A 23947-nucleotide genomic window follows, 5' to 3' on the forward strand; every position below is an offset into this window, starting at 1 on the left:
CTTTATAATAGAAAGTAAGCAGGGCGCTCTTATTGATGAGTTTATTTACAAAACAATGCGTGATTGAGCGATATTCCACTGCCATTCGCCATTTTTTTCTAGATAATAGCTGTACAACCGTAAAAGACAAAACGGCTTGAATAAACCAGCTACTGTGCCAAACTGATGACTTACTCACTATGTTTCTTGTGTCGATATAGGACCACGCTTTCATGCAACAGTTTCAGTCCTTACAGCGCTTACTCATATTTTATGCACTGACCTTGCTGGTCATGTTGTCTATCTATTATTTTGCGCTGTTTCACGAGATAAAAAAACACAGTGAACAACACAGTATCGATACTTTTCATACATTACAGTATGAAGTTACTGAACGTGATGATCTTCTAAATCCTGACATTAAAAGGATTTTAGAAAAACCCGTATTTGAAGACATAAGCTATCAGCTGGTTTTTATGATGCCATCTGGGCAGACTTATATCCATCGCCATACTCAGCCCAATGAGCCTGCTTTTGCTAACGTTACGTTTCCTATTATTAGCTCATCTCCTTCTAATAACGGCAGTCATAGTGCTTACACGCTCAATAATCGCAACTTAACCGGCACCATTAAACTCAAAAGTGGTCATCAGCTTTATATTATATTGCGCCATAAGCCGCTTATCATTGACTGGATATCATATCGCTACTGGTTGCCATTGATGGCAGCGATCATGCTTTTTATTATCGCTTTGCTGTATATGCTCAATCGTCGCACCAATTGGGAACAACTTCTGATTTATACGGACAATCTAAGTAGCCACGCAAAAGAAGCCTATAGTCCGCCGCCTTTTTTGCAAAAAAAATCTACGCCTGAGTTTCTGCGTTTAGGCCATGCGCTGAGCCGTGTCAGCTACCAGTTGCATAATGACTATCGCCGCATTAAAACCCTAACACATCGTCTTGAACGTTTGGTTGATCAATCCCCTTTACCGATGCTGATGATCATGCGTCATGGTCAAATCAGCTTTTTTAATAAACGCTTTGAACAAATATTCATGTCTTTACCGCAAAGCGATAGCAACTATGAACTGACGGACTTTATCGCGGGTAAAGATGAATCCACGCAACGATTGCTGCAAACGTTATCCAACCTACGCGTTACTCGTACCTTAACAGTCTATGGGTTAGAAAATGAACAGGCTTACCAACTACACATTACGCCATGGTTTGGTGAACATGGTCAGGTTCACGGCTTTACCGTACTGCTGAATAATGTTAATGAATTTGCCAGTCAAATAGGGCAATTACAGCAACAAAATCAACGGCTACAACGCCAAATTGATGAATTTAATACGATTAAATCGACGATGGGTCATGATTTGCGCCTACCGTTAGAAGCAATGATTGACACGCTAGAACCGATTGATCCTGAGACATTGACTGCTGCGCAGAATGACATTTTAATATCTTTAATTAAAAGCAGTCAGAGTATGCTCACGACACTTAATGATGTGCTAGACATCGAGGAGATAGCGGTAAGAAAAACCCGCCTAAGCATTGAGCCTGTTGATATTTATAGACTGGGGCAACAGGTCAGTCAGTCATTTATAGAAAGGATAAGGCAGCAAGGACTTGAGCTGCTGTATTTTTTTGCACCTGACAGTCCGCGTTGTATTGATACAGACCATCAGCGCCTACAGCAAATCTTGTACGACTTATTAGATAATGCAGTGAAATTTACCACTTCTGGCTATGTATCACTGACCATCGAAACAGTCAGTAATGCAGAGATATTAGCAACAAAAAACCGAAGCTTAGTAAATCTTAATAAAGACCTTACACTGATTAAAAATAGTCAAATCAATAAAGACAATCCCAATCATGCCTCACACGACTGGATTCGTTTTAGCATAAAAGACAGCGGTATGGGCATCGATATAGCGAAGCAACATCAACTGTTGGTTCAGCTTAATAAAAGCAGCAATCAAAACACCCATCGAAACGTTAATTACATTCAGAAGAACACGACTGGGCAAGGCCTAGGATTAAATAACGTCAATAGCTTTGCGCGATTATTGGGTGGTTTTATTGAAATAAAAAGCACGATGACAGCAGGCAGCAGTCTGAATCTTTATCTGCCTTGCAGACGTCCAAATTATCAGCCTATTTATCATCATAGTCAGCATTTGACTCATATCCACCTAATAGCAGTGATTAAACAACCACTACGTGCCAAACATCTGCGCGATTTTTGCGCATATTTATCGATGCCAGCTACTATCTATACCTCTATAGATAAATTAGATCTACAACAATTAAACGAAAAATTGGCACAAGACGAGCAAAGACTCGCCCCTATCTTGCTATTAGATTATGAATATTATGAAACCCTGTCTATTGCTTCTGCTAATCAGGCGATAAGGAATGATGATAGACAACAAGCATTAAATACCCTACTCGATAATCCGTCGCTACCAAAGATACTACTCAGTATGAAACCTGAGCGCCGTATTCCCTCTATATTATTAGATAAATATGAAGGATTCTTGAGCAAGCCATTAGATGCGACTTTATTGCTCTCTGAATTACTGCGCTTAACCTTACCAGCGAGACAGAAGCTGGTTCAAACCATAGAGATAAAAGAAGAGTGTAAGCAGCTAGCAAACGAAGCAGATAAAGCAGATAAAGCGGCCAACGAGAATGTATTGCCACTTATCTTGGTAGTAGAAGACAGTCCAACCAATCAGAAAATAACGTGCAAGATATTGAGTAAACTTGGTTATCGTAGTGTGGTCGCAGAAGATGGTCAGCAGGCGTTAGATATGCTACAACAACAGCATCAAGATATCTCACTCATTTTGATGGACTGTCGCATGCCTGTCATGGATGGGCTTCAGGCTACCCAAGCGATTCGTGCGCAAGGCGATAAAATTGCGATTGTGGCGCTAACTGCAAACAATACCAAAGAAGATCGCGATGCTTGTATAGAAGTAGGAATGGATGAGTTTTTAGCAAAGCCGATCAATAAAAAAGAGCTAGAGTCGGTTTTACAGAGCTTCATAAAATCATGACAATCTGTAAAACTGACTCTTCAGGTTTAAACCATTACTTTATAAATCAATTACTTTATAAATCAGCTAATTCATGAACCAATTATTTCATAAAACCATTATCTGCTAAAAATGCTTCTGTAATTTGGCTTTGCGGACTTGGCGTATTCATACCACTGGTTTGCGACTTATTTAACAAACGTTCTAAATAGCGCGCGACGATATCCACTTCGATGTTGACCTTATTTCCAACCAGCCAATGCTTAGCGATATTGGTCACTTGTGCGGTATGAGGAATGATATTTAAAGAGACAATATTGTCTCTTACAAGATTGGTCGTCAGACTAATACCATCAACCGTGATGGAGCCTTTAGTCGCTGTATAGTGCGCCAGCTCTTGTGGTATCTCAATTTCGATATAGATAGAGCGCGCATCTTGTTGCAGCTTGCTGACCACGCCGACGCCGTCGACGTGACCAGCGACGATATGACCACCAAAACGCGTGGTTGGTAGCATCGCTTTCTCTAAATTCACTGTGTGACCAGCTTTTAAAGTTTCTAATGCGGTACGAGCGATAGTTTCACGTGAGACATCGACCGAGTAATGATTACTACCTAGGTCTACGACGGTTAAGCAGATACCATTGGAGGCAATAGAATCTCCTAGCTTCACATCATTAAAGTCCAAACCATTAGACTCTATCGTCAAACGTATATCACCGCCCGTAGGCTGCATGCACTTAACCTTTCCAACACTCTCTATAATTCCAGTAAACATATCGACCTCATTTCATTATGATGTTGTCTTTATAGACAATATATCTTGATCTATTAATATTGTGGCAGCATTTGTCTAAGCCAGTTTTTTTAGTGCAACTTGAGCTTAATTAAGTCTATGATGGGATAGATTGTGGATAAGTACTGATAAATCAACTCATAACGTATTAAAACACGCATTTCCGTTAAGTTATCCACAGAAAACTAGATGTTGGCTAATATTAAGAAAGATTAACAGTGAAACCTAAGTTACTGATTACATTGGATTAATATAAAATTTTTTATAAAAGACCTATTTTTCTGTTTCATGTGAAACAAAGTTATACACAGTTTCATGTGGAACTTTGTACGACACTAGCTGCTTATCCACATTGAGTAAAAATTTAGCACAGACTGTGGATAAGCTGTTTATAAATAACAAGTTATAGCGGGAATAAAGTCAATTTAAGGTCAGGACTTAATGTTTCATGGCCATAAATATTAAAACGCAACTGCTGAGCTAGAGACAATGGGTTAAAATCGACCATCGGTCTTGCTTGCGCGCCTAACAAACAAGGCGCCTGATAGACAATCAACTCATCTACCAATTGTTGGCTTAAGAAGCCACCAGCAACACTAGCCCCTGCCTCTACCAATACGTCATAACATTGATGATCACTGACTAATTTTTTTAGTAATTCAGTTAAGTTATCTTCGCGCCAATAAATCGTATCCGGTCGACGGCATAACTGATAGTCAGACTGTAAGCTATATTCTAAGCGCTGACGCCTATCGAGTACGACAACTTTAGGAGCAGGAACTTGTTTAGGTGGCACAGCTAATTGGTTGGAACGTACATTAAGCTGTGGATTATCCGCGATAACCGTCTCACTACCGGTAATAATCGCGCCACTTTGTGCACGTAGCTTCTGCACATCTTCGCGGGCAGCCGCTGAGGTAATCCATTTCGACTCGCCAGATGCCATCGAGGTACGACCGTCAAGGCTGGTGGCAATTTTAAGTCGTACATAAGGCATCTGGGTGCGCATTGCCTTTAAAAATCCACGATTTAAAGCTTCTGCTTGCTCGGTTAATATACCGACTGTCACTTCAATCTCAGCCTGCTCTAACAGTTTTACACCGCGTCCTGCCACTTGCGGATTGGGATCGAGCCCTGCGATTACGACACGTTTCACACCAGCATTAATAAGACCCAAAGCACAAGGTGGCGTACGCCCTGTATGACTACAAGGCTCTAAAGTCACATAGGCGGTTGCATCTAAAGCTCTTGCACCCGCTTCTTTTAGCGCAAATACTTCTGCATGAGGCTGACCAGCTTTCGGATGAAACCCTTGACCGACGATCGCTTCTGCTTGCACGATGACACAGCCTACCGCTGGATTAGGTCTGGTGGTATATAAACCCTGTTTGGCTTGTTCGATCGCAAGCATCATAAAGTAGCGGTCTTGCGCATTCTGAGTATGGTTTGAGAGCGTCATAAAGAGATACACTTAATAAAAAAGTAGAGGGTAAAAACTATTTAACGTTATCGTCAGCTTTTTCATTTGGGCGAATATTGGCAATCTCTTGATGGAAAGCATCAATATCTTGAAAGTCGCGGTAAACACTAGCAAAGCGCACATAAGCAACATCATCTAACGTTTTAAGCTCACTCATGATAATCTCACCCAACACCTTGCTACTGATTTCGCGCTCACCCATCTGTCTAACACGCTTCTCAATACGGCTTATCATCGCTTCTTGTTCATCAATGGTGATAGGGCGCTTTTGTAGAGGTAATAAGATAGAACGGCGCAGTTTTTCGTTATCATAAGGCTCAATTTTACCGCTTGACTTGATGATTCTTGGCATCACCACTTCTACCATCTCAAAAGTAGTGAAACGCTCTTGGCAGCTATTGCATGAGCGGCGACGACGGACTTGCGCACCTTCTGCCGCCAGACGCGAATCAATAACTTTAGTCTCTGACGCGTTACAATACGGGCAATGCATAGCGTTTCCTTATTTCAATATTAAGCGCAAGAATCACAGTCACTATTTATAAGACCGAATGATAAGACCAAACTATAAGACCAAACTATAAGACCGAAATTTCTGAGAATTAACGAGCTGCATCAGGTAATTCAAAAAAATCGGCTGATTATTTTCCAATACAGAAACTACCAAAGATTTTGCCCAACAAGTCATCCGCACTAAACGCTCCCGTAATCTCACCCAAACTGTTTTGAGCTTGGCGTAAGCTTTCAGCGACTAACTCTCCTGCTTGAAAGACCGTTAACTGCTCGTGCGCCTCTGCTAAAGAGTCGGCTGTGCGTCTAAGTGCATCTATATGACGTGTGCGAGCAATTAGGCTGTTTTCTGGTGGATGAAAACCGACCTTAGCACACAAGGCTTCGACTAAATTATCGATACCAGCACCTGTTTCACATGAAACATTAACTTGTTCATAACCACGTTCTTTTATTGCGATTTGCGAGACAGAGTGTATTTGACTGCTACTATCATCTAGTAAATCACTTAACAAATCACTCTTATTAGCAATGATCAATAAGCGTTTGGCCTCTGGTAACTCACCAAATAATTGTTCTGCAAGCTGTAACGGTGTATCTTCTTCTTCAAGATCACGAGTCACATCGTAGACCATCAGTAGCATATCAGCCTGTGTAATGGCGGTACGCGCGCGTTCAATCCCAATACGCTCTACCGTGTCTTCAGTCTCGCGCAGACCTGCAGTATCGGTCAAATGCAACGTCAAACCATTGAGCACGACGGTTTCTTGTAACGTATCGCGCGTTGTTCCAGCAACGTCAGTAACGATAGCACGTTCTTGCCCTGCCAGACGATTCAGCAAGCTTGATTTACCCGCATTTGGTCTACCTGCCAACACCACATGGATACCATCACGTAAGAGCTGACCTTGCTTGGCAGTCGCTAATACTTGCTGTATCTTGTCTTGCGTTTGCTCAAGTTTACTTTGTATAACACCGTCTGATAAAAAATCCACGTCTTCTTCATCAGGGAAATCAATCGCCGCTTCAACATGCAAACGCAGATGAATAAGCTGCTCTAATAGTTGATTAATCTTCTTTGAAAACTCACCACTTAGCGAGCGAATGGCACTACTCGCAGCGGCAGCACTAGTCGCATCAATGGCATCAGCGATAGCCTCTGCTTGTACCAAATCCAATTTATCATTATCAAAAGCACGATAAGAGAATTCCCCAGCACCCGCTTGTTTTGCGCCCAGCTCAAATACCCTTGCTAGCAGTTGGTTTTGTAGAATCATGCCGCCATGCCCTTGCAGCTCAATCACATCTTCCCCTGTGAACGAATGCGGGCCTTTAAAGTACAGCACTAACCCTTCATCGATGACTGTACCATCAGCCTGATAAAAACGACAAAAACTGGCCATACGTGGCGTAAAAGCAGACTTACCCGTTAGTGTACAGGCAATGTCATAAGCACGCGCACCTGACAGACGTACAACACCAACGCCACCTCTTCCAAGCGGTGTGGCAATAGCCGCAATCGTGGCCAAGCCAGATGCTTTAGGTGGTTCAGATGCTTTAGGTACGTTTGACGCCATCTCTAGGGAATCCACAATTACTCTCAATAGCTAAAAACTCCATTATAGACGGCTGGACACAGACTGACAAAGCAAACTTTAAATAGCCATGCTTTGCGCTTATTTTATTTCAGATCAGTGAGGGATAATAGAAATGTCACGCATAAAAAAACCACCGCCGTAGCGATGGTCTTTTATCAATTGATGAGCTACTTAGTCCAATACTTTCACAGTACGACGCTTTTGCTCTTCTTCGACTTTTTTATTGACAATATATTGCTGAGTCATACTGAATAAGTTGTTGACTGTCCAGTATAGTACGAGACCCGCTGGGAAAAACAGCATGAAAGCAGTAAAGATGATTGGTAAAAACTTCATCACTTTCGCTTGCATCGGATCAGCTGGCTGCGGGTTTAGCTGCTGCTGTACAAACATCGAGGCACCCATCAGCAATGGTAAAATAAACCAAGGATCCATCGCCGATAAATCCTGAATCCATAAAATCCAAGGTGCATGACGCAGCTCAACACTCTCAACCAACACCCAATATAACGCTAAGAAGATAGGCATTTGCATCAAAATAGGCAAACAACCTGCCATTGGATTGACTTTTTCTTCTTTATAAATAGCCATCATTTCTTGCGACATCTTCATTCGATCGTCGCCATGCTCTTCTTTAAGTGCGGCTAATCTTGGCGCAATCGCACGCATCTTCGCCATCGAATAGTAGCTCTTATTCGAGAACCACATCAAAGCAATTTTGACTAAAATCGTCAATACAATGATTGACCAACCCCAGTTACCGATGACTTTATGAATACCATCCAAGATGGCAAATAAAATTTTCGATATTGGCCATAACAAACCATAATCAACCGTTTTATTAAGGCCTACTGCCACATCTTTTAGCTCAGATTGTACCTTAGGACCAGCGTATAACGTAGCATCTAATGTCACTTGTTTATTTGGCGCGACATTGACAGGTTGACTGTTGAAACCGATGAAGTAATCATCGCCTGTTTCACGGCTAAAGAAAGTAGCGGTAAAGTTTTCAGGTATCCATGCTGATACAAAATAATGCTGCACAACACCAACCCAACCTTTATCACTACTAACAGCTAGCTCACCATCATTAAAGTCTTTAAATTTGAGCTTATTATAGGGATCATCAGGGGTGCCCCAAGCGCCGCCTAAGTAAGTCGCCATACTAAGCGCACCTTTATCAGACATACCTGGATCTTTACTGTCATCACGTTTCAACTGGGCAAATAGCTGACCTTGCCACGGTTGTGTAGAAGCATTTTGTATTTGATAGCTAATATCAATCGGATATTTATTTTCAGTAAAGGTAAAGGTCTTAGTAACGGTCACGCCATCTTTTTTATAAGTAAGCGGTACTGACAGCGTCTGTTGCCCGGCCTCCATGACGTAATTATTAGCAGTATGGCTGTATTTGGCACGACCTTCCGCAGTATCAATACCGTTAGGACCAATAAGACCAGACTGAGCCACATACACGCGATTACTATTATTCTCTAGCAATACGAAAGGCTTATCGCTATCGAGCGTTGCGTCATACTGCTTAAGAGCAGCATAAACAATATCGCCGCCTTCTGGGTTGATCTTTATATCATAGCGATCGGTAGTGACCGTGATTAATCCCGTGTCTTTAGCAGGCGTTGCCGTCACAGCATCATTAGCGACTGTATTGTTATCAACAGGCAACGTCTGTACCGGAATATCACCTGCGGCACCAGTTGTCGAAGGGATATCAGCACCTACTGAAGTAGTGGTTTCTGACACCGCATCTACAGCTGGCGCATCGGCATAATCATCTCGCCATGCCAAAATCAGCAGATAAGCGGTGATTAACATCGCAATGATGATCATCACCCGAAATATCTTTTGCATAAACCTTTCCTAGATTAAAAAATTAGGGAATGAAAAATTAGGGCATGTGTCATGACCGTACAATTATCATCATATGTGACAACAGTATTGCCAGTCATTTACATAAAATGTGCATCATTTTACTAAAAATCCGCCTTAAATGATACCAAGAGTGTGGATAACTTGTGGGTAACTAAATAGATATCCACAACTTCGCAGTCGATGACGAACGCTATGTTAGTTTCATCATATGGTTTAAGCGAGACACATAGCCTTTATTATCTCTAAAAACATATAAACCTTGAACTTTGACACTAGTAGCTAGTGCGTTAAAAGGTACATATTGATAATGATAAGAGGATAACGGTAGCGGCACAAAATCAATGCCGTGTCCACCCAAAGGATGACAACTGCTGATACGTTTTAATAATAACCAACTGCCTGCTCGGACTCCATGCCATGCCAAAGCTTGTTTACCATAATTCGAGCACGTAGGGTAATAGCGGCAACGAGCAGGTAATAGTGGACTTATTAACTTTTGATAAAAAACAATAAAATAATAAATAATTTTATAAAGAATATTATTTAAATTAATAAATAAAAAATTCATTTTATTTTTTTTCTACTTTTTTAATAATATTAATTATTTGATTCTTCAATTCTTTATTATCTATATCTTTTATAGATTTTTTGACAATAAAAACAATATCTTTGTTTTCTAAAGAATGAGCCTTTACACGAAAATGTTCACGTATTTGACGCTTGATTAAATTTCGCGCGACAGCCGTAGGAACTTTACGCTTGGTAATGGCCATCCCGACTCGCGGCTGACCATGATCATTGGTACGCACAAATGCCATTAGATGGCTCTGATGAAGCTTACGCTCAGGTGCATCAAAAACCTCACGGAAGGCTGCAGGCGTGAGCAAACGCTGCTCTTTGGTGAAGCGGGCATTAGCTGCCGCTGAAACAGTATTGGACATAGCACAACCTAGTATAAGAGCGAATAACGGTAGCGGAAATAATAGCGCAGAAATAACAACAAAGTACAGAGACAAAAAAAGCGCCGATGTGGGCGCTTTTAATATATGGCTAAGTGTCAGTTGTGGTGATTGACTATCGCAATCTATAAATAATAGAAACACAACAAGCACTATAAGCCATGCTTATCGCAATCTACTGATTATACAGTAAGACGATGACGTCCTTTAGCGCGGCGACGAGCTAAGACCTGACGGCCTTTTTTAGTTGCCATACGAGCACGGAAACCGTGAGTACGTTTACGCTTGATCACGCTTGGTTGGAATGTACGTTTCATAACTCACCTATCAAAATAATGGACTAAATTCGTAATAACGGAGGATTATACCACCGCATAGAATCTTGGTCAATGAACTAATTTAATCTATGTCGATGCAGACAGATATTTTGACAGAGGAAATATCATTTTAAATGATTCATCGTGTGTAAAGTTCATATTCATAACTCAAAAATAACGACTCAGTTAATTAATTCAGTGATGGATTCCCAAAAGTTATCCACAGTTTGTGTCGAAATCTATAATAATTAACTATTAATATATATAAGTATTGTTGTTATTGGGAGCTCGATTATCTGTGGCTAAGTAAGTTTTCCTTTTTATTATCAATATATTGTACTATGGGTAAACCTGTGGATAACCTGTGGGTTAAATATGGATAACTCACCTTTCAAAGTTATGCACAAAAGTATCCACAGCCTTATCCCCAAAAAACAAGGTTTTATCCACAGGGTATTTGTGTTAGATTAGCCCCTACTTAATATGTGGCTTCGTATAGTTTATCAACGTAACTTCCAATATGGTTTCCAACGGAAATAATTGCGGAAAATATGAAGGGCTACGCAACAGATCACACTGCTAAAACACAAATATTATTTCAAATTATAGGGTTAGTATTTTTCATGATAGACACAGCAAATATTTGGGATAAATGTCTAAATGACCTACGATATAACGTCAAAGACAACGTATTTACTATGTGGTTGAGACCATTGTCAGCTCATCAAGAGGCGCAAACGCTGACTATACTTGCTCCTAATGATTATTTTGTGACTTACATCAAAAAAAACCACTTGCAAGAGATACAGCAGCTGGTTGCTAAGCACAGTCAGGGAAGTATCGAAGAGGTGGTTGTGCGTGTTGATAACGCTGGCCGCGATAACGAAGACAATCGTCAATTGCAATCAGGGTCTTTGTTTGATGAAGATAAACCCTCCCCTACCCCTGCAGACCATAAGTTTGAAACCATTCATCATAACAATGCAAAAGCAGATATTGATGCCAATATGCGTCACGCAGAATTGGTTGATTCTGCTGATGCCAAGTCGTTAAGTTATCTAAATCCTGACTTTACTTTTGAAACTTTTGTCACTGGAAAATCTAATAATTTGGCTTATAAAGCCTGTTATGAGCTTGGTAAGCGCCAATCAAAAAATCGACACAATCCTTTATTTATATACGGACCTTCTGGTTTGGGAAAAACACATTTAATGCATTCTGTAGCACATCGCTATTTAAAAAATAATCAAAGTTTTTATTATTTCACTTCTGAAAAATTTATTAATCAATTGGTTTATTCATTAAGAAATAATAAAATAGAAGATTTTAAAAAGAAAATTAAAAAAGTGGATTTATTGATTGTAGATGATATTCATGTATTAGCAGGAAAAACCAAAAGTAGTAATGAGTTTTTGACATTATTTGCAGATTTTACCAGTGGTGATAAACAACTGATTTTGGCTTCAGATCGTCATCCTTCGCAAATGACCGAATTCGATGAACGTTTTAGATCGCGATTTTCTTGGGGGCTAACTGTAGCAGTTGATCCGCCTGAGATTGATACTCGTGTGCAAATTTTGCAAAAAAAAGCAGCTTCATATGGTATGACACTGCCTAAAGAATGCGCATTATTCATCGCTCAAAATGTGGTTTCAAATGTTAGGCGTTTAGAAGGTGCTCTAAATCAAGTCTTTGCCAATGCTAACTTGACGGGTGCACAGATTACTCTTGAAATGGTGCAATATGCGCTAAAAGACATCGTCGCGATGCGTGTGCAAGCTGTGAATATGGATAATATTCGCAAAGTGGTCGCTGAGTACTATGATGTGACCATCAAAGAGATGATGGGTCGTAAACGCACACGCAGTATTGCTAGACCGCGTCAAATAGCGATGGCATTATCGCGTGAGTTGACTGGTGATAGCTTTCCTGAGATTGGTCAATCATTCGGTGGTCGCGATCATACAACGGTGATGCATGCTTGCGATAAAGTTAATGAGCTACGAGCAGCTGATCCTGCCTTTGATAAGGATTACAAAACACTGGCATTGATGCTGCAAGCGGGTTAGCAGGTCGCGGTATCACTATGTTTTAGTAGATTGATATGGTTTATAATATTAAAAATACGAGTAGACAGACAGCGAATGGATTATAGTCAATAGACAGGGTATGATTAAGCCATTATTGTTAAGTTTTATAATAAAAATCATTTAAATAAGAGTAACCAAGCATGCAATTATCGATTAATCGAGAGTCGTTACTAAAAGCCATTAATTTGATCGCCAAGGCTGCTGATAAACGGCACAATATGGTTATTTTGGGCAATATCAAGCTACAGCTATCCGAATCAACGCTTATTTTGACGGCTTCTGATTTAGAAGTAGAGCTGACATCGACTTTAAAACTGCCTGCTGGTGCTTGTGTTGAAGCTGGTACCACGACCTTACCTGCAACAAAATTAAAAGACATCTGTAAATCATTGCCTGCACAAGCTCAAATTAATTTGGCCACTCAAGAAAATGAACGCTGCTTATTAACCAGTGGCAAGAGTCGCTTCACCTTAGGGACATTACCTAGCGAAGATTATCCGAGTTTGGGTAATCCCGAAAATATCACGCCATTGACCATCAGTCGCAATCGTCTTATCGATTTGATTCATAAAACGCAGTTTGCAATGGCGATTCAAGATGTACGCTATTATTTGACTGGCATGTTGTTTGATGTGTCGCAACAGCAGCTGACGACGGTTGCAACCGATGGGCATCGATTGGCTTTGGCGCGCAGCGTTATCGATGTCAGTGCTGATTTAAATATGCAGGCTATTTTGCCCCGTAAAGCTGTCATTGAGCTTGAGCGCTTGGCCTCTGAGCTAGGAAAAATGCTTGGTGAGCAAGACAATCAGGTCACCTTGAGCTTCGGTCGTGAGTTTTTGCAAGTGAGCTTACCCTTTGGTGACGTTGATAGTGCCGGGCAGGTCAATCAGAACCTGATGGTTACTTTCACTGCGCGTCTGATTGATGGAAAATTCCCTGATTATCGCCGAGTGATGCCAAGTAATACGGATAAATTGGCTTTATTCAATCAAGCAAAAATGACGGACGTACTGCGCCGTGTCGCGATTTTGAGTAATGAAAAATCTCGCGGTGTGGTGTTTAATTTTGCCAGCGATGGCATGGTAGAAGTGCGTGCTAATAATGCAGAGCAAGATGAAGCGGTGGAGATGATACAGGCGAAGTATCAAGGTGAGCCGATGGAGCTGTCTTTTAATGCGGCTTATTTACAAGATGTGCTTGGTGTGATTCAAGGTGATTTGCAAATGCACATGAGTCAATCAAACGCGTCGGTGCTAGTCAATCAGCTGAATGATGAGTTCCATCAGTATGTCATTATGCCAATGCGTATATAGTTTCTGTATAATTTCTATATGTTTTCAATAGGCTTAATAGCAGGGACTAAAGACACTCAGTTTGCACTAAAAAATTAAGGTAAGCTGAGAGTCTTTGATTAAAATCCAGTATTTTAAATTTAATTATTATTAAACTTTTGCCTATTATTATAGGTAGCGTCAATAGGTGGCTGTCGGCATTATGATTGAACGTCTACAAATATCCAACCTACGCAACCTGACGCACGTCAATCTACATGCAACAGCTTGCAACGTCATTATCGGTGCCAATGGCAGCGGTAAAACCTCATTACTTGAAGCCATATTTCTGCTATCAAGAGGAAAAAGCTTTCGTCATCACCAGCCAAAACGCTATATTCAGCACCATCAAAATACAGCGACTGTATACGCTAGACTCAATAATAGTAGTACCTTAGCTATCCAGAAACAAGCTGACGCGACCACAATTCTACGTCTGAATCAAACCACTGTCTATAACCAAAGCATCTTAACTGAGCAGCTACCAACGCTACTGATAGATCCATCGACGATGGATATGTTAGAGCAGGGTAGTGCTAGTCGTCGCCAGCTGCTAGATTGGCTAGTGTTTCACATGAAACAAGGTTTCCACCCGCAATGGCTCGCCTATCAGCGTCTATTAAAACAGCGCAATAGTTTGCTAAAAAAGACACGTCATTTGACCCAAGTGCAGCTCACTGAACTAAAATCGTGGGACAAAGGACTTAGTAATCATGCGGCACTGATTCATCATTATCGCGAACGCATATTCGCAGAATGGCAGCCTTATTTTGCTGAAAGTATCGCGCAGTTATTACCCGCTTATGCGGAGCAATTGAGCCTTAGCTATAATGCTGGTTACGATACTACTGTTGCGCTGGATATACAGCTTAACGAGCGCTTAGAACAGGATTTGCAACTGGGATATACTCGTATCGGTAATCACCGTGCTGATGTTCATGTGCATTGGCGTTCTAATGACTCGGCAGCGTCGAATAACGAACTCTCAGATACAATGCATGAAGCGGACACTAACCTCAAAGTACCTGTTATAAAAGAGCAGGCAGCCAATGTGTTGTCGCGTGGTGAAAAAAAGCTATTAATCACAGCACTGCGTTTATCGCAACTGCCATTACTGCTAAATACCCAAAAAACTAATGACCTATCAAATGATAGTGCTCAGGTGACACCAGTGGTATTGCTAGATGATATTACTGCAGAGCTTGATTATAGGGCGATAGATATTCTATTGTCGACGTTAGCGCAGCTGCCATGTCAGGTATTTATGACCAGTTTGACCGACGATATTTTGCCTTTGGTGCATCAATATTGGTCAAAACCCAGTACGTTTCATGTGAAACAAGGTCAAATCTTTAGTCCTTAATTATTTCCTTTATATTATTTCCTTTCTCCACGGGCTTTCATATCGATACTTATCTACCTGTCGTTTCGTAATGATATAGGCTATTTTTTCGAGCTGGTTTTATAGGCATAAAACGCTCAGTAAACAGTGACTTAGAGGCAAAAAAATGCTAAAATGGGGCTTTATTTTTGTCCTGTTCTCAGCAAGTTGTTTGATGACGTTATATAGGTATTTTCCAATGCCTGTAAATTTCTAAGTATTTGATAAATAAATGTTTTATTTGCTCTCTTGGTTTTTATAATGTTTAAAAAAAGAAGCCGATGTTAGAGAGAAAAAGCGCGGACTTGAAACTCTTTTTAAGTCGCTATCAACACTCAAGAATTTTTAGCTAATCGTGTTTTAGCTGGTAATGCTTATCAAAGGTTTTGACTATAAAAATTAAGTCTAAAATAACGTTATGAGGCGTCATCGTAGTGGTGCGCTAATAACAAACGGCTGATTATGGCTAGATTAAGGAATGCACATGAGTGATTCATTACCTACCGACCACGAGAAACTGACGTCAGACAGCATTGCTGAAACTACGGCACCAGCGGTGGTTCCTGAAAGTTTACCTTCTGATTATAGCTCCAAAGATATTCGTGTATTGCGCGGGTTAGAAGCGGTACGCGTACGCCCTGGTATGTACATCGGTGATACGGATGATGGTACAGGCTTACATCATATGGTCTTTGAGGTGGTGGATAACTCTATCGATGAGGCTCTGGCGGGTCATTGTGATCAAATCGATATCATTATCCACGAAGACGAATCTGTGAGCGTCATGGATAATGGTCGCGGCGTGCCTGTCGATATCCATCCAGAAGAGGGTGTATCTGCGGCGCAGGTCATTATGACTGTCTTGCATGCAGGCGGTAAGTTCGATGATAACAGCTATAAAGTATCAGGCGGCTTACATGGTGTTGGTGTCTCGGTCGTTAACGCCCTATCGAAAAAGCTTGAAATGAACATCTGGCGTGAAGGTTATCACTACCATCAAACCTATACTGATGGGGTGCCTGATGCGGACATTCAGCAGATGGAACCAACCGACAAAACTGGTACGCAAATTCGCTTTTATCCAAGTAGCGATGTGTTTACTGGCACCATCTTTGAGTACGATATTTTAGCGAAGCGTTTGCGTGAGCTATCATTTTTGAACTCGGGCGTACGCATTGTTTTAACGGATGAGCGTATTGATAAGCGTCATGAGTTTGAACACAAAGGCGGCTTGTCAGAATTTGTCAGCTATATCAATGCTGGTAAAGATGGCATCAATGAAGTCTTTCATTTTGTGAGTGAGCAAGATGATGGTATCAGTGTCGAAGTGGCGTTACAGTGGACAGATACTTATAACGAAAAAGTGTTTTGTTTCACCAACAATATTCCCCAAAGGGATGGTGGTACGCATCTATCTGGCTTTCGTTCAGCGTTGACGCGTTGTTTGAATACCTATATGGATCGCGAGAATCTCTTTAAAAAAGAGAAGGTCGTTGCTACTGGTGATGATGCGCGTGAAGGTCTAACCGCTATCGTATCCGTTAAAGTTCCAGATCCTAAGTTTTCGAGTCAAACCAAAGATAAACTGGTATCAAGTGAAGTAAAATCAGCGGTCGAATCAGCAATGCATGATAAGTTTAATGATTATCTGCAAGAGAATCCAAGCGCTGGTAAGGCTATTGCTGGCAAAATAATTGATGCCGCTCGTGCTCGTGATGCCGCTCGTAAAGCGCGTGAAATGACGCGTCGCAAGACCACGTTAGATATCGCTGGTCTGCCCGGTAAGTTAGCAGATTGCCAAGAAAAAGATCCAGCATTTTCAGAACTTTACATTGTGGAGGGTGACTCTGCAGGTGGTTCAGCAAAGCAGGGCCGTAGCCGCAAAACCCAAGCGATCTTGCCATTGAAAGGTAAAATCCTAAACGTAGAGCGCGCACGTTTTGACAAAATGCTGTCTTCTGCTGAAGTGGGTAACCTTATCACTGCGCTTGGTTGTGGCATTGGTCCAGACGAATATAATCCGGATAAAGTACGCTATCATAAAATCATCATCATGACCGATGCGGACGTTGATGGTTCACATATTCGTACCCTGTTGCTGACTTTCTTCTTCCGTCAAACGCCTGAGCTGATTGAACGTGGTTATATTTATATCGCCCAACCACCGCTTTATAAAGTGAAAAAAGGTCGTCAAGAACTGTACCTAAAAGACGACGAAGCACTCAAAGCGTACTTATTGTCTTCAACGATTGATAATACTAAGCTGCATATCAGTGCGGATGCGCCTGCGATTACTGGTCAAGCGCTAGAGACGCTACTGAATGATTATAACCAAACGCAGCTGATAAAGGCACGTTTGCAGATTCGTTTCCCAGCGGTGTTATTGGATGCGCTGACGCATACGCCGAAGCTTAGCACTGATATGACTTATGATTTTCCTGCGATGCAAGCTTGGAAAGAGGCGATGCAAGCTCAGCTTGAGCACTTCGGTAGTGACTTGAGTCCGGAGATTGAACTGGTCAATATCCATGCGCCGCAACCAAAAAATATGGATGCTGCTGCTGCTGATTTACTGGGTATGAAGCCTGTGGTAGAAACTGTAGAAGGCGCGGCGTCTGATAGTGAAGCGTTATCTGCTAAAGCACAGTGGCTACCGCGTATTACGGTTTATGTGCACCAGTTAGCCCATCATTATCTGCTAGATGCTAGCTTTATCAATTCGGGCGAGTACAGCAAGTTGCTGCGTTTGTCTGCTGAATGGAATACCTTGCTTGCAGAGGATGCCTTTATCCGCCGTGAAGCAACGACTGGTACGACCAAAGACATTCCTGTACGTGACTTTGATTATCTCTGGCAGCAGATGATGCTTGATGCGCGTCGTGGTCTAGCAATTCAGCGCTATAAAGGGCTGGGTGAAATGAACGCAGATCAGCTCTGGGATACCACGATGGATCCTGAAAACCGTCGTATGCTACGCGTGACGATTGAAGACGCGATTGCGGCGGATCATATGTTTACCTGCTTGATGGGTGATCATGTTGAACCGCGTCGTATTTTCATTGAAGAGAACGCATTGACGGTGTCTAATTTAGACATCTAGGTTGGGCCTCTAAGTTGGACATAAAAAGTTGCGAAATCATTGTTAATTAATTAAAAAAACCACCGCTTTGGCAATCAAGGCGGTGGTTTTTTGATGTTAGAATTGTTTCACGTGAAACTTAGTTCACGAATTTCTTTAGATAATGGATATAGAAATGATTGAAGTTTTTTTACTTGCGATAGCCTTGGCGATGGATGCATTTGCGGTATCAATTGGGCTAGGGGCTAAATCGCAAAAGCAATCATCTGCTTATGTGCTTCGTTTAGCCATTTATGCAGCGCTGTATTTTGGTATTGCGCAAGGCGTGATGCCGCTGATAGGTTATCTATTGGGTGCAGTATTATTAGGCTGGTTAGCGACTGCTGCACCGTGGATTGGTGGTGGGATTCTTATTGTGCTTGGCGCTAAGATGTTATATGAAGCGTTTAATGGTGAGGTTGAAGCGGTATTAGCAGGCAGTTTCGATGAAAATATACAAGAAAAAATCAACCATCGTATGATGTTTACATTGGCTATTGCCACCAGTATTGATGCAATGGCAGCAGGCTTTACTTTAAATTTACTGGTAGTTAATGCATGGTTAGCCTGTTTAATCATCGCTATTGTCACCGCTGTATTTGGCTTTTTAGGTATCTACTTAGGTAAGTCTTCAGGAACGTGGCTCGAGGACAAAGCTGAGATACTTGGTGGATTAGTATTGATAGCCATTGGCATAAAGGTGATGTTTATCCGTTAATAAGTATCATTATTTGAATTGATTCTCTACAATAAAAAGCACCCCTTTGATGATCAAAGGGGTACTTTTTTAACAAAGGCTTTGTTTCACGTGAAACTATAACTATTTTATATTAACTACTATCTACTCTTCGTCAGTATCAAAACGCCATGCGAGTATACGCGTACTTTTTTGACCTTGGCTCATCTCAATGATGCGCATTTGGGCAACACCAAGTTGTTTTAACAGCAATTGCAGAGGTTTTACGTTTTCTGATTTTGAGACTAAACTTGTGAACCAGCCAACATGCTCAGCGAAATCTTGACTCTCTTTTGCCATCTTGGTTAAAAAGGCAATCTCACCACCCTCAGACCATAGCTCTTTATGCTGACCACCAAAGTTTAGGTTTTGCGCGGCATTACCAGACTTGGTTGAGCTGCGGCTAATTTGTGCGTTCTCATTCTTACCGCGATGTCGTTGCAAATTATGCTGCTTACGGCTATTGGCTTCCATCGCTTCTTCTAATGAGGCATGGAATGGCGGGTTGCAAACCACCACATCAAAGTAATCTTGGCGACCGATGATATTTTTAAAAATAAATTTAGGTTCGGTCTGTAGTTTGACTTTAACGGCACTTTTTAGCTTTGGATTGGTTTCACAAATCAGCGCAGCCGTATTGACTGAAATAGGGTCAATGTCTGAAGCCGTAAAGCGCCAGCCATAGCTTTGGCTACCAACAATCGGATAAATCGCGCTGGCACCCGTACCAATATCAAGGGCATGGATTTCTTTGCCAGTCGGTGGCGTATTGTCTTTATTCACATGCGTTGTTTGCGCAAGCAAATCAGCAATGTAGTGAATATAATCGGCACGTCCCGGAATCGGTGGGCAGAGATAACCTTCCGGAATATCCCAAAATTTCACACCATAATAATTTGCTAGTAGTGCCTGATTAAGGACGCGCACGGCGGCACTGTCTGAGAAGTTAATCGTCGACTCGCCTTTAGGATTGGTAATGGTGTGCTTAGCAAGCTCAGGCAAAGCGCGAGTCAATACTTCAAAGTCATAACGACCTTGGTGCGGATTGCGCGGATGTAGCTGCCCTAATTTTTTAGCAGTTTCAGGCGATCTGTTTCGGTGATTATTGGCGGTCGGGCGACGGTTCATAGGCTTACTGGTCATAGTATCAGGCTTTGATGTTTGAATATAATGCACCATTTTAGCAGATTTCATGAGTCACTAGCGTCTTATCGGCTACGTAAAATCAGATTTAATCCCAATATTATCATCGCTGTACCTAATACGCGGTCGATCCAATGTTCAAAACGCTGAAAGCGACGATGAATGGCAGGAATAGACAGTAACATCACCACGGTACTAAACCATGCCATCTGCAAGACCATCATCCATACGCCATAAATAGCCAGTTGCCAAAGCGGTATATCGGGTGATAGTACGAGGGTAAATATCGCCACGAAATATACTGGTGCTTTTGGGTTAAACACATTGCAAAAAAAGCCACGCCGTAGGATGGAAGCGGTTGAGTCTGTATCAGTAGGCAGTTTTTTATTAGAAATGGCTTTATCAGAAAGTTCGGTATGATTGGTAGAAGTCGTTTGCTTAATAAGCATATCTTGTGAAACGTGAACACCTGAATCTATTAGCTCTACTGGATTTGCTAATTCTGATATTTTTTCCGGTTTGGCTTGAATACCTTGCCATCCTAGATAAATAAGATAACTACCGCCCAACCATTTAATAGCAGTGAGTAGTGGCTGCGAATGGGCAATCAGTGTTGCTAGTCCTAGCACCGAATAAATGATGTGTACGGCAAGACCCAAGGTAATACCAAAGCTACAAATCAAACCGGTGCGCCTCCCTTTTGCCAAGGTTTGCTGCGAGACTAATACAAAATCAGGACCCGGAGAGGCGGCAGCGAGTAGATGGACGCTGGTGATAAGCAAAAAACCGTGCCAAAATTCCATAAAATGCTCTGAGTCATGTCTTGAGTTGGATAATAGTTGCACATTAGCGTAAATGAGGTCAACTGATATTGGTACCAGCTATTGAGGCTCATGCTAAAACGATGCTTGCGTTGCACGTAGCGTATGTCTATATTGAAAGTAAGTTACATGATTTTTAGCAGTGTTAATTCGCCATAGGACAAACCATAAAACGATCGCTCTAATAAGGATAAAAACATGACTACGGAAAGTAATAATAGTAATTCCACTAGCAGTGACACTCGCATTACCTATGACGTCCAAGATTACATCTGTTTGATCGGGCTCAATCGCGCGGATAAACGCAATGCCTTTGATAGCCATATGATTAAGCAACTCTCTGAGGCACTCACTCAATACGAAAATGATGCCAATCTTCGCTGTGCGCTGATATTCGCCCATGGAGAGCATTTTACCGCTGGGCTTGATTTGATGGAGCTACAAGATAAATGGGATAAAGGCGCATTTGAATTCGATGAAACCCAAATAGATCCATGGGGAATCGGTGGCAAACTGCGCACTAAACCAGTCGTCGTCGCAGTACAAGGCACTTGCTTTACCGCTGGGATTGAGTTGATGCTCAATAGTGATGTCGTTATCGCTAGTGATAACTGCAACTTTGCGCAAATGGAAGTTCAGCGCGGTATTATGCCGTTTGGTGGTGCGACTGTACGCTTTGTAGCAGCAGCTGGCTGGCAAAAAGCCATGCCGTATCTATTAACAGGTAAAAACTTTGACGCGCAAACGGCTGATAGATTGAATTTGGTCAGCGAAGTGGTGGCAAATGGAGAAGAATACGAGCGCGCGCTAACTATCGCTAAAGAGATTTGCAAAGCTGCACCGCTTGGCGTACAAGGATTACTATCCTCAGCACAAGAGGCCAGTCGCAATGGCGCAAAAGTAGCATTAGCTAATATTCATGGTTATCTGCCACATTTGTTTCATTCAGAAGATGCCAAAGAGGGTGCGATGGCGATGGTTGAGAGACGGGAAGCTGAGTTTGTGGGACGGTAAAAAACAAACTAAAGTTAATTAAGTATATTTTCAGCAGATATATGTATGGTAAAGTTAGGTGTTTACCATACACAAAGTGGATATAAAGGGATGTCAAAACTAAAAAATAACGCTATTGCCTCTGTACAAGGTATTACTTACCAGAACTTAGTTGCTTTAGAAAAATGCTTAGAGTTGACAGAGGATCAAACACTCTATATAGAGATTTGGGGTGATGTGACTATTGAAGATGATTCACAAGTTGAAGTCAAACACGAAAAAGGTAGTTTAAATAATCTTAGTCAAAGCTTCTGGAAAACTGTAAGCAATTGGTTAGACAATGATAAGTTTAAATCATATTCTGAACTTATATTACTTACTACTCAAAAATTAAATGAAAATAGTTTATTTAAAGGTTTCAATGAGAAATGCGTCGAATCGAAGATAAAAGTGTTGGAAAAAATACAGAATGATTACTCAACTCAGACAGTTAAGAGCGATACGACTTTAGGTTACCTTACAACAGTAATGTCAGCTAGTAAAAGAGACAATCTAAGGATCGTTTTAGAAAAGTTCAGCCTGATTACTGAAGCGCCTAGCTATACTGAAATACATGAAAGGTTATGTCAAACTCACGCTAGCTTCCTGTCTGATGGAAAGGATAAGAGTTATATAAAGGTGCTAACAGGTTATGTGCATAATCAGATAGCTCAATCTAATGGTGAAATAAAGTATGAAGAGTTTACTGAGGAAAAGAGAAGAATCAGTCAACAACTAATTTCCAAAGTTTTATCGTTTCCAGCTACTTATGTAAGTTATCAACCAAGTGAGGAAGAAGAAGCAAAAGCATTGGAATTACCGTTCGTTAAAAAAATATATGATATTGAATATGATGATGAGATTAGTATAGAAGCTATTGAACACTTTTATAGACAAAGAAAAACTGTGTCGGAAGAAATGCAGGGGTATGAAAATAGAGATTATAGAAGTTATGAAGATAACTTGAGAAACCAACATAAAGCAGAGTATAGACTATCGTCTTTGGATACCAAAATAGAAACACAGATCAAAGATTCTAAAAGATTTTATTTGAAGTTTTTAGCTACTCCTGCGTCTCCTTTTCAAAACTATAATGATACCCCCGTATTCTTTAGAAATGGATATTTACATGAATTGATTAATGAAAATGATGACATGATATGGAAACTAAAGGTAGATGATCAATGACTAAGCTTACTGATAGCCTATATGTTATCCACAATAACCCTTTCATTATGGCTCCACTATTCACTAATTTTTTTGATTCCGTGACAGAGTCCGAAAATAACTACTTATTTTGTTATTTATTACTTCCATTAGTTCTTAATGTAGATAGGAGAGATTTTTTAAATAAGAGTACTGTTAGAAGCTCTGTACATACTTTCAAAAACAAACAGAATCTCCTGATAGGTCTTGCAGATGACGTTCAGTACTATAAGGAAATAACCCATCACAGCATACAACACGCAATAGATAGTGATTGGATAGTTATTAATGAAAACTTGTCTGTTACGGTTGATGAAAACCCTAAAAATATACAAAGCAACTTAATCAAGTCCTACAGCGCATCCCAGAAAATGTATCATATTTTAGGGGACTTGGATGTACTTACTATTGATATATGCTGAAAAAACCGTAGACAAAAACTTGGTAAACTAAAGAAGACAAATAGGAGTTTACCATGACAAAGAAAGTTAAGAGATATAGTGA

General features: G+C 41.0%; 19 protein-coding genes. 9 read left to right on the top strand and 10 right to left on the bottom strand.

Annotated features, from left to right (window positions below; genetic code table 11):
• The first annotated feature begins 212 nt into the window (after positions 1-212).
• A complete protein-coding gene (locus C8D84_RS11490) occupies positions 213-3053 on the top strand; it encodes a response regulator (protein WP_109592266.1) in 2841 nt (946 codons plus the stop codon).
• 82 nt (positions 3054-3135) lie between these two features.
• Here C8D84_RS11490 and C8D84_RS11495 read toward each other — a convergent pair whose 3' ends face one another.
• The 8 genes from C8D84_RS11495 to rpmH form a co-directional block, all read right to left on the bottom strand.
• Entirely contained in the window at positions 3136-3810 is a 675-nt protein-coding gene (locus tag C8D84_RS11495) for a riboflavin synthase (RefSeq protein WP_109592268.1), read from the bottom strand.
• A 421-nt stretch (positions 3811-4231) separates the two neighbouring features.
• Complete coding sequence (gene ribD, locus C8D84_RS11500) at positions 4232-5287, bottom strand: bifunctional diaminohydroxyphosphoribosylaminopyrimidine deaminase/5-amino-6-(5-phosphoribosylamino)uracil reductase RibD (protein WP_109592270.1); 1056 nt, start codon at positions 5285-5287, stop codon at positions 4232-4234.
• 37 nt (positions 5288-5324) lie between these two features.
• Positions 5325-5801, bottom strand: coding sequence for a transcriptional regulator NrdR (gene nrdR, locus C8D84_RS11505; protein WP_045442876.1), 477 nt, complete (start codon positions 5799-5801; stop codon positions 5325-5327).
• Positions 5802-5949: 148 nt separating this feature from the next.
• Positions 5950-7395 (bottom strand): tRNA uridine-5-carboxymethylaminomethyl(34) synthesis GTPase MnmE, encoded by a 1446-nt coding sequence (gene mnmE / locus C8D84_RS11510; RefSeq protein ID WP_109592272.1) that lies wholly within the window; start codon positions 7393-7395, stop codon positions 5950-5952.
• Positions 7396-7587: 192 nt separating this feature from the next.
• The gene (gene yidC, locus C8D84_RS11515; RefSeq protein WP_055125623.1) at positions 7588-9285 is read right to left on the bottom strand and encodes a membrane protein insertase YidC; all 1698 of its coding nucleotides are present in this window, start codon (positions 9283-9285) and stop codon (positions 7588-7590) included.
• A gap of 211 nt (positions 9286-9496) precedes the next feature.
• The gene (yidD, locus tag C8D84_RS11520; RefSeq protein ID WP_109592274.1) at positions 9497-9874 is read right to left on the bottom strand and encodes a membrane protein insertion efficiency factor YidD; all 378 of its coding nucleotides are present in this window, start codon (positions 9872-9874) and stop codon (positions 9497-9499) included.
• 1 nt (position 9875) lies between these two features.
• A complete protein-coding gene (gene rnpA, locus C8D84_RS11525; RefSeq protein WP_109592276.1) occupies positions 9876-10247 on the bottom strand; it encodes a ribonuclease P protein component in 372 nt (123 codons plus the stop codon).
• Positions 10248-10447: 200 nt separating this feature from the next.
• A complete protein-coding gene (gene rpmH / locus C8D84_RS11530) occupies positions 10448-10582 on the bottom strand; it encodes a 50S ribosomal protein L34 (protein WP_007394757.1) in 135 nt (44 codons plus the stop codon).
• Between the two features lie 623 nt (positions 10583-11205).
• On the opposite strand from rpmH, the gene dnaA reads away from it, so the two are divergent.
• The 5 genes from dnaA (at position 11206) to C8D84_RS11555 (ending at position 19223) form a co-directional block, all read left to right on the top strand.
• Positions 11206-12651, top strand: coding sequence for a chromosomal replication initiator protein DnaA (gene dnaA, locus C8D84_RS11535; protein WP_109592278.1), 1446 nt, complete (start codon positions 11206-11208; stop codon positions 12649-12651).
• A gap of 161 nt (positions 12652-12812) precedes the next feature.
• The gene (gene dnaN, locus C8D84_RS11540; protein ID WP_109592280.1) at positions 12813-13988 is read left to right on the top strand and encodes a DNA polymerase III subunit beta; all 1176 of its coding nucleotides are present in this window, start codon (positions 12813-12815) and stop codon (positions 13986-13988) included.
• Positions 13989-14169: 181 nt separating this feature from the next.
• Positions 14170-15369, top strand: coding sequence for a DNA replication/repair protein RecF (recF, locus tag C8D84_RS11545; RefSeq protein ID WP_109592298.1), 1200 nt, complete (start codon positions 14170-14172; stop codon positions 15367-15369).
• A gap of 502 nt (positions 15370-15871) precedes the next feature.
• Entirely contained in the window at positions 15872-18487 is a 2616-nt protein-coding gene (gene gyrB / locus C8D84_RS11550) for a DNA topoisomerase (ATP-hydrolyzing) subunit B (RefSeq protein WP_109592282.1), read from the top strand.
• A 154-nt stretch (positions 18488-18641) separates the two neighbouring features.
• On the top strand, positions 18642-19223 hold the full coding sequence (locus C8D84_RS11555; RefSeq protein WP_109592284.1) for a manganese efflux pump MntP: 582 nt from the start codon (positions 18642-18644) through the stop codon (positions 19221-19223).
• Positions 19224-19346: 123 nt separating this feature from the next.
• Here the strand turns inward: C8D84_RS11555 and rlmF are convergent, their stop codons facing one another.
• Entirely contained in the window at positions 19347-20384 is a 1038-nt protein-coding gene (rlmF, locus tag C8D84_RS11560) for a 23S rRNA (adenine(1618)-N(6))-methyltransferase RlmF (RefSeq protein ID WP_109592300.1), read from the bottom strand.
• Positions 20385-20449: 65 nt separating this feature from the next.
• Positions 20450-21187, bottom strand: coding sequence for a LysE family translocator (locus C8D84_RS11565; RefSeq protein ID WP_109592286.1), 738 nt, complete (start codon positions 21185-21187; stop codon positions 20450-20452).
• A 216-nt stretch (positions 21188-21403) separates the two neighbouring features.
• On the opposite strand from C8D84_RS11565, the gene C8D84_RS11570 reads away from it, so the two are divergent.
• From C8D84_RS11570 to C8D84_RS14035, 3 genes are all read left to right on the top strand, one after another.
• Entirely contained in the window at positions 21404-22219 is an 816-nt protein-coding gene (locus tag C8D84_RS11570; protein WP_109592288.1) for a crotonase/enoyl-CoA hydratase family protein, read from the top strand.
• A 90-nt stretch (positions 22220-22309) separates the two neighbouring features.
• Entirely contained in the window at positions 22310-23425 is a 1116-nt protein-coding gene (locus C8D84_RS11575) for a hypothetical protein (RefSeq protein WP_211317074.1), read from the top strand.
• Positions 23422-23865 (top strand): three component ABC system middle component, encoded by a 444-nt coding sequence (locus C8D84_RS14035; RefSeq protein ID WP_109592292.1) that lies wholly within the window; start codon positions 23422-23424, stop codon positions 23863-23865. Before C8D84_RS11575 ends, C8D84_RS14035 begins: the two co-directional genes overlap by 4 nt.
• Positions 23866-23947 lie beyond the last annotated feature (82 nt).

The organism is Psychrobacter immobilis (assembly GCF_003148585.1).
GTDB lineage: Bacteria > Pseudomonadota > Gammaproteobacteria > Pseudomonadales > Moraxellaceae > Psychrobacter > Psychrobacter immobilis.